5 protein-coding genes and 1 pseudogene are annotated in these 6,000 nt (G+C 70.6%); 2 read left to right on the plus strand and 4 right to left on the minus strand.

The features are described 5' to 3' along the window. Window positions 1-12: 12 nt before the first annotated feature. The gene (locus tag V7E09_RS05715) at window positions 13-744 is read right to left on the minus strand and encodes a DoxX family protein (protein WP_324523138.1); all 732 of its coding nucleotides are present in this window, start codon (window positions 742-744) and stop codon (window positions 13-15) included. Window positions 745-820: 76 nt separating this feature from the next. Then, a complete protein-coding gene (locus V7E09_RS05720) occupies window positions 821-2,479 on the minus strand; it encodes a gamma-glutamyltransferase family protein (RefSeq protein ID WP_324509793.1) in 1,659 nt (552 codons plus the stop codon). Window positions 2,480-2,530: 51 nt separating this feature from the next. Here V7E09_RS05720 and V7E09_RS05725 point away from each other — a divergent pair, with 51 nt between their 5' ends. Next, complete coding sequence (locus tag V7E09_RS05725; protein WP_324509792.1) at window positions 2,531-3,049, plus strand: ferritin; 519 nt, start codon at window positions 2,531-2,533, stop codon at window positions 3,047-3,049. 1 nt (window position 3,050) lies between these two features. Here the strand turns inward: V7E09_RS05725 and treS are convergent, their stop codons facing one another. Next, window positions 3,051-5,285 carry a maltose alpha-D-glucosyltransferase gene (gene treS / locus V7E09_RS05730; RefSeq protein ID WP_324509790.1) on the minus strand — a complete coding sequence of 745 codons (2,235 nt, stop codon included), beginning with the start codon at window positions 5,283-5,285 and terminating at the stop codon, window positions 3,051-3,053. Between the two features lie 61 nt (window positions 5,286-5,346). Here treS and V7E09_RS05735 point away from each other — a divergent pair, with 61 nt between their 5' ends. Then, entirely contained in the window at window positions 5,347-5,919 is a 573-nt protein-coding gene (locus tag V7E09_RS05735) for an adenylate kinase (RefSeq protein WP_324523139.1), read from the plus strand. Here the strand turns inward: V7E09_RS05735 and V7E09_RS15680 are convergent. Then, window positions 5,904-6,000: pseudogene (locus tag V7E09_RS15680) on the minus strand (excinuclease ABC subunit A); the annotation flags it as partial. The gene V7E09_RS05735 and the pseudogene V7E09_RS15680 sit on opposite strands and share 16 nt — an antisense overlap.

A 6,000-nucleotide genomic window follows, 5' to 3' on the forward strand; every position in this document is an offset into this window, starting at 1 on the left:
CCCGCGGCGGCGTCACCTTGGATGGCGGGCCCGGTCCCGGGAGGCCCGGCGCTCGGCCAGCCGTACCCGCCGGTCCGCGCCCAGGGCGTGGTCGATCGAGAGCCGTCCCGCCCCGGTGAAGACCAACGGCAGCGCCAGCGCCGCGTAGGCGAGCGGGGCCGGCTGAGCCAGGCCTCCGGTGAGCGGGTCGAGCACCGGAGCCCCGCCGAGCAGCAGACAGGCGTACACGACGGCGATCCCGGCGGCCTGCAGCAGCGCAGCCACCCGGGTGAACAGCCCCACCGCCAGCAAGGCGGGGAGCACGACCCAGGCGGTTCCTAGGGCCACCGCGACGAGGTCGGGGGCCTGACCGACGAACGGGACGCCGCGCAACGCTTCGATCGCGGGTCCGAGATGCATCAGTTGGTGAATCCCCTCCAGCACCAGCGCCAGCGAACTCAGCCGCAGCAGGAACAGGCCCAGGTCCGTGAGCCGACGGTTCTGCATGCGCGACAACTGAAGAGCGTAGGCGGGATCATCGTGAGCACCGACCTCCTGGTCGTCCTCGGACGGGGACGCCTCCTGTTCGGCGTCACCCCCGCGTGGCGCCTGAAGCGGAGGCTCGTGGGCGGCCTGCAACGCGCTCACGTCCAGCACCTGGGTGTGCTCGGGAAGCCTCGGCACCCCGATCGTGGGCTCATCGCCCAACACCACCGTCGGCTCATTCTCATCGATTCCCCGGCTGACCGGCTGCCACTGGCTCATCGCGCCTCCCGATGCCTGATCGTGCCGCGACACTAGCGCGACGACGGCGGCGACCCGACCCGGCGCGCGGAGCCCTTCACCAGCCGACGGGGAAGGCGTCCGCGCGAGGCTCCGAACCGACCGCCCAGGTTCCCGCACCGGCGCGCCAGATGGCCTGGCCCCGGCCGAAGACGGTGGCGTCCGGGGCGACGCTCACCCGGTGACCTCGTGCGGTCAAAGCGTCGACGACCTGCTGCCCTGCCGACGCCTCGACCTGAACCTCGCCGCTGGCCGCGTCCCAGAACCAGCGCGGACGCCCCAGCGCGGTCTGCGGATCATCGCCGCCTTCTACCGCGTCGAGCACCACCTGGACATGCCCCTGCGCTTGCATGTGCCCTCCCATCACGCCGAACGGTCCCACGGGCTCCCCGCCCCGGGTCAGGAACCCGGGGATGATGGTGTGGAACGGCCGCTTGCCGGGGGCCAGCTCGTTGGGATGCCCCGGGCGCAACGAGAACCCCCATCCTCGGTTCTGCAACGAGATACCCGTACCGGGAACGACGATCCCCGATCCGAAACCCGCGAAGTTGGATTGGATGAAGCTGACCAGGCGGCCCTCGTCGTCGGCGGTGCACAGATACACGGTGTCGGAGGCACGGGGATCGACACCCACCGGGGTCCGTGCGACCGCACTCAGGCCACGGCGACGGGCCGCGATGTGAGGATCGGCGAGCAGGGCTGCGGTGGGCACATCGGCATGCTCCGGGTCGGCGACGAAGGCGTGCGCGTCGGCGAGCGCCACCTTGGTGGCCTCCAGGGCGCGATGCCAGGCATCCGGGCGCGCGGGGGCGGTGACCGGGGCGGCAACGCCCGGCCGGCCGAAAGGGGCCACATCCGCAGGGTCGTAGCCGTCGAGGATCCTGAGCGCCATCAGCGCGGCGATACCTTGCCCGTTCGGCGGGATCTCCCAGACCTCGTGGTCGCGGTAGGCGACGCTGATGGGGTCCACCCAGGTGGACCGGTGCCCGGCCAGGTCGGCGGCGTCGAGTCGCCCACCCGTGCTGGCCGCGAACGCCACGAGTCGTTCTGCGGCCTCGCCGGTGTAGAGGTCGGTCCCCGCGCTGGCGCCGAGTGCCCGCAGGGTCGCCGCGGTGGCCGCGCTGCGCCACACCTCCCCGACGCCGGGAGCGCGACCTTCCGGGGCGAAGTGACGCAGGAACTCTTCCTCCGCCGGATCCGGGTGCGCTCGTGCTCGCGCCGTGGCCGCAACCACGGCCTTGGCCCACGAGGCCGCGACGACAGGGGAGACCGCGAACCCTTCCTCGGCCAACGTCGCGGCCGGCTCGAGCAGCTCGGCGAACGGCAGTCGTCCGAACCGCGCGTGGAGGTCGGCCCACGCCCGTACTGCCCCCGGGACCGTCACCGACGCCCAGCCGTGCCGCGGCATCTCGGTGTGACCCCCCGCGCGCAGGTCCTCGGCCCGCCAAGCCCGGCCGGCCCGACCCGATCCGTTGAGGCCGTGCAGGCGGTTCCCGTCCCACACCAGCGCGAAGGCGTCCGAACCGAGCCCGTTGCTGGTCGGCTCGACGACGGTCAGCGCGGCGGCGGTCGCGATCGCCGCATCCACCGCGTTGCCGCCGCCCTGCAGAACGGCGAGTCCCGCCTGCGCGGCGACCGGCTGGGAGGTGGCGACGCCACCACGCCGCACGAACAGAGGCTGGCGGCGTCCGGCGACGCCCAGATCGGCGAGGTGCACGCTGCGGACGTTACCTTGTGAGCGGCGAGAAACCGGTGGAAGAGTGGAGGCATGAAGCTCACCGACACATTGGCGCAGGCCTTCGACCAGCAGATCACCCTCGAATTGTCCGCATCGGTGGTGTACCGCCAACTCTCCATCGCGATGGGTGCAGGCGACCTGCCCGGGTTCGCGTCCTGGCTGCGTGCCCAGTCCGACGAAGAGATCGGGCACGCCGACAAGTTCATCGATCATGTCGTGGATCGCCAAGGCGTCCCGGCGATCGGCGCCATCGCCGCGCCTCAGGTCAGCCCTGAGGCTTCCCCGGCCGACGTGTTCGCCGCAGCCCTCGCACACGAGGAGAAGGTCTCCGCGGCGATCCGGGCCCTCTACCGGCTGGCCGATGCCGAGGGCGACCTCGACGCCCGCCCCCTGCTCAACTGGTTCCTGGAAGAGCAGATCGAGGAGGAGGCCACCGTGAGCGAGATCCTCGCCCAGATCACGATGGTCGGCGACGACGGCCCCGGCCTGCTGCGCCTGGACGCCGAACTGGGTCGCCGCACCACGGGGGGCGACAGCACGCAAGCCTAAGTCAGGCCTCCTGCGGCGCGGTCGCGCGAAGGCCGAGCGCTACGCCGCCGAAGCCGCCCAGCGCGACGCTGAAGCCGCCCAGATCGTCGACCTCGCCCACCGGTTCGCCGGTGGCGAGGTCGATCACCGTTCCCGCAGGAAGCGCCTCGCTTTGGACCCGTGCCACCAAAGACTCGCGCCCGAAGTTCAAGACGGTCACCTCGGTACCGCCGTCGCCGAGGCGATTCACCAAGACCAGCAGCGCCCGGTGGGGAACCTCCGGGACATCCACGAGTTCTCCCGTCGCCACCCCGCTGAGCCGGCGGATCTCCAGAATGCGCGCCAACCGGGACGCGAACGAGCGGGGATCGACCAGTTGGGAGGGGAGACCCCCGTACAGGGTCTTGGCCCGCGGCATCCCCGCGGCCGACCTGACCAGTTCGGGGGAGGAGTCCATCAGGTCGTAGGCACCCCGCTCGATCCAGCGGGTGTCGCCGTCGGCGATCAGTCCCCGCACCTGGCTGCGGTCCAGGGGCAAGGCGCCGACCAGATCCCAGCCCGAGAGGGCGAACACGCCGGGCTGGTAGGCGTTGTACATGCACAGCAGAAGGTGCGCATCCTTGATCGTCTCCACGTCCTCTTCGGTCAACGAGGACAGGTCCGCCAGGCCGAGCGTCGCGGTGATCACCGAGGCGGTCGTGCAGGCGATCCCGTTCTGCGTGAACACCGCGTTGTAGGGGGCCGCCTCACCGGTGAGCGTATCCCGCATGCTGCGCCGGATGCGCTCGGCGAGGTCGCTGCCGGACAACTCCGCACCCCCGAAGGAGAATGACTCCTCCGCATGCCCGGCCGCGAAGTGCATCAGCTCGTAGGTGAGCTCGTCATGGTTTTGGAGCGCGTGCACCAGCGAGGCCTGGTCGACGCCGATCCGCAACGCCTCACGCAGCGTCAGTCGCAGGAACTCGGTGTCGGCCGTCGCCAACGCCACCTGGTAGGCCGGACGCGTGATGAAGTCGTAGCTCAGGTCCGGGCCCACGGAGCCAGTGCTCGCGATGTCGTCGATGGTGAGATTGAGCTCCTGGAACGTGAAACCGCCCACCTTGCGGACCATCGACCCGATGAGCTGATTGGCGGCCTGGGACAGCGGATGCCCCTCCGACCATGCAGGGGAGCGATCCGCGGATTTCTCCACGCCGAGGAAGCCGTTCGCGTCCAGGCGGAGCCCGCCCGAACCGAGGTCCAGCAGCGAGTGCAGGGCATCGCCCATCACCAGACGCATCCCGGCGAAGGTCGGGTCGAGCCAGTTAATCGACGGCTGCCCCTCCTTGAAGTAGTGCAGGTAGACCCAGCGCCGCAGGACGCCACGATGGTCGTAGATGGGCGGGGTCACCGACCAGTTGGTCTCCTTCACACCCGGCTCATAGAAGATCACTCGCTGCAGTTCGCCGATGATGTAACCCGCCTCCGCGAGCGCCCGCTCGGTGGCCTGATCCAGGTTGACCGAGTCGCTTCCCTGGGGCACCTCAGGCAGCAGATGCCAGGCGTCCCGCGGGATGTCGACGAGGTGGTAGATGCCGGGATAGTCACCGTAGTTGAGCTCAGCCAACCGGAAGTCGGCGCCCTTGCCGGTGTGGCCAGGCACGATGTCGTCGATGACGGTCCCGCCATAGGAGGCCGCCGTCTGACCCATGTCGCGGAACTCCTCCTCGGTGCCGAACAGCGGGTCGATCGCCATGCTGATCCGGTCGAAGTGACCGTCGATGGACGGGGTCTGGTCCCAGCCCGAGATGCCCCCGGCGAGCTTCACCGGCCCGGTGTGGATGCCCTCGATCCCGATCTGCTCGAACGCCCGCCACAGCGCCTCGTCGCCCAACGCGCCGAGGAAGGACTGGCCGTGCGCGGTGATGAGGCTCAGCGGATAGGCCGTGTACCACACGGATGCCTGCTCCACCGCCGCGCGGGGGCTGGGCGCAGCGAACGCATTGGCCCACATCAGGTGATGCCCGGCCAGTTGGCGCGCCAGCGTGGAGGCATCCTCCAGCATGGATTGCTCCACCAGCCAGGCGACGTAGGCGCGGTTGCGGCCATCAGCGGCGAACGGGGGCGCGGGCAGGTCGGAACCGGCGTGCTGCCGACGCGCTCGCGGCCGGAGTTTGGAAGGGCGGGCGTCGAATCGTTGCTGGTCGAAGCTGACCTCGGGGGTGACGTCGCCGGAGGACTCCTCGGCGGGAGGGCGCGGCTCGTTGTTCGTGGTCACCGCACCCACGGTAGTCATGGTCGGGACGCCCTGAACAGCCCGCGTGGCTAGGCTGGTCGCTATGCCTCATGCACAGCCGTCCGACGTCGCCTCGGCTGACCGGATCCTGGTCTACGGCGCGACGGGCTCGGGGAAGTCCACGATGGCGCTGGCCCTAGGCGAGCGGCTCGACCTGCCGGTCACGCTCGTGGACGACCTCGCGTGGGACCCGGACTGGGTGCAGGTGTCTCCCGAGGTGTTCGAGGCTCGGTTCCGTCCCCGGCTGGAGTCGCCATCCTGGGTCATCGACACCGTCTACGGCATTCATCAGCATCTGACGCTGCCCGCGGCCGAGGTGGTGATCGGCCTGGACTACGCGCGCTGGCGGTCCCTGGCCCGGCTGCTGCGCCGCACGGCGCGCCGGATCATCACCCGCGAGCCGTGCTGCAACGGCAACGTCGAGACCCTGGCCCGGGCATGCTCGCGGGACTCCATCGTGGTCTGGCACTTTCGCAGTTGGGCCCGCAAGCGGGCCACGATGCGGCGATGGGCCGCCGCGTCCGACGGCCCACCCGTGTTGCTGCTCCGGCGTCCGGCACAGGCCGACGCCCTGCTGGCTTCGCTCACGCTGGGGAGCGGTCAGCCGCCGATGTAAGCGGCCAGATGCTGCCCGGTCAGCGTGGACCGGGCCGCGACCAGGTCGGCGGGCGTCCCCTCGAACACTACGGTGCCGCCG

Origin of the sequence: Propioniciclava sp. (genome assembly GCF_036744435.1) — a bacterium.
In the GTDB taxonomy this organism is placed as follows: Bacteria; Actinomycetota; Actinomycetes; order Propionibacteriales; family Propionibacteriaceae; genus Propioniciclava.

What these genes read in the sequence shown, in the direction of transcription:
- V7E09_RS05735 (WP_324523139.1), top strand. Translation starts at nt 5,347, where the DNA reads ATGCCTCATGCACAGCCGTCCGACGTCGCCTCGGCTGACCGGATCCTG.
- V7E09_RS05725 (WP_324509792.1), top strand. Translation starts at nt 2,531, where the DNA reads ATGAAGCTCACCGACACATTGGCGCAGGCCTTCGACCAGCAGATCACC.
- V7E09_RS05715 (WP_324523138.1), bottom strand. Translation starts at nt 744, where the DNA reads ATGAGCCAGTGGCAGCCGGTCAGCCGGGGAATCGATGAGAATGAGCCG.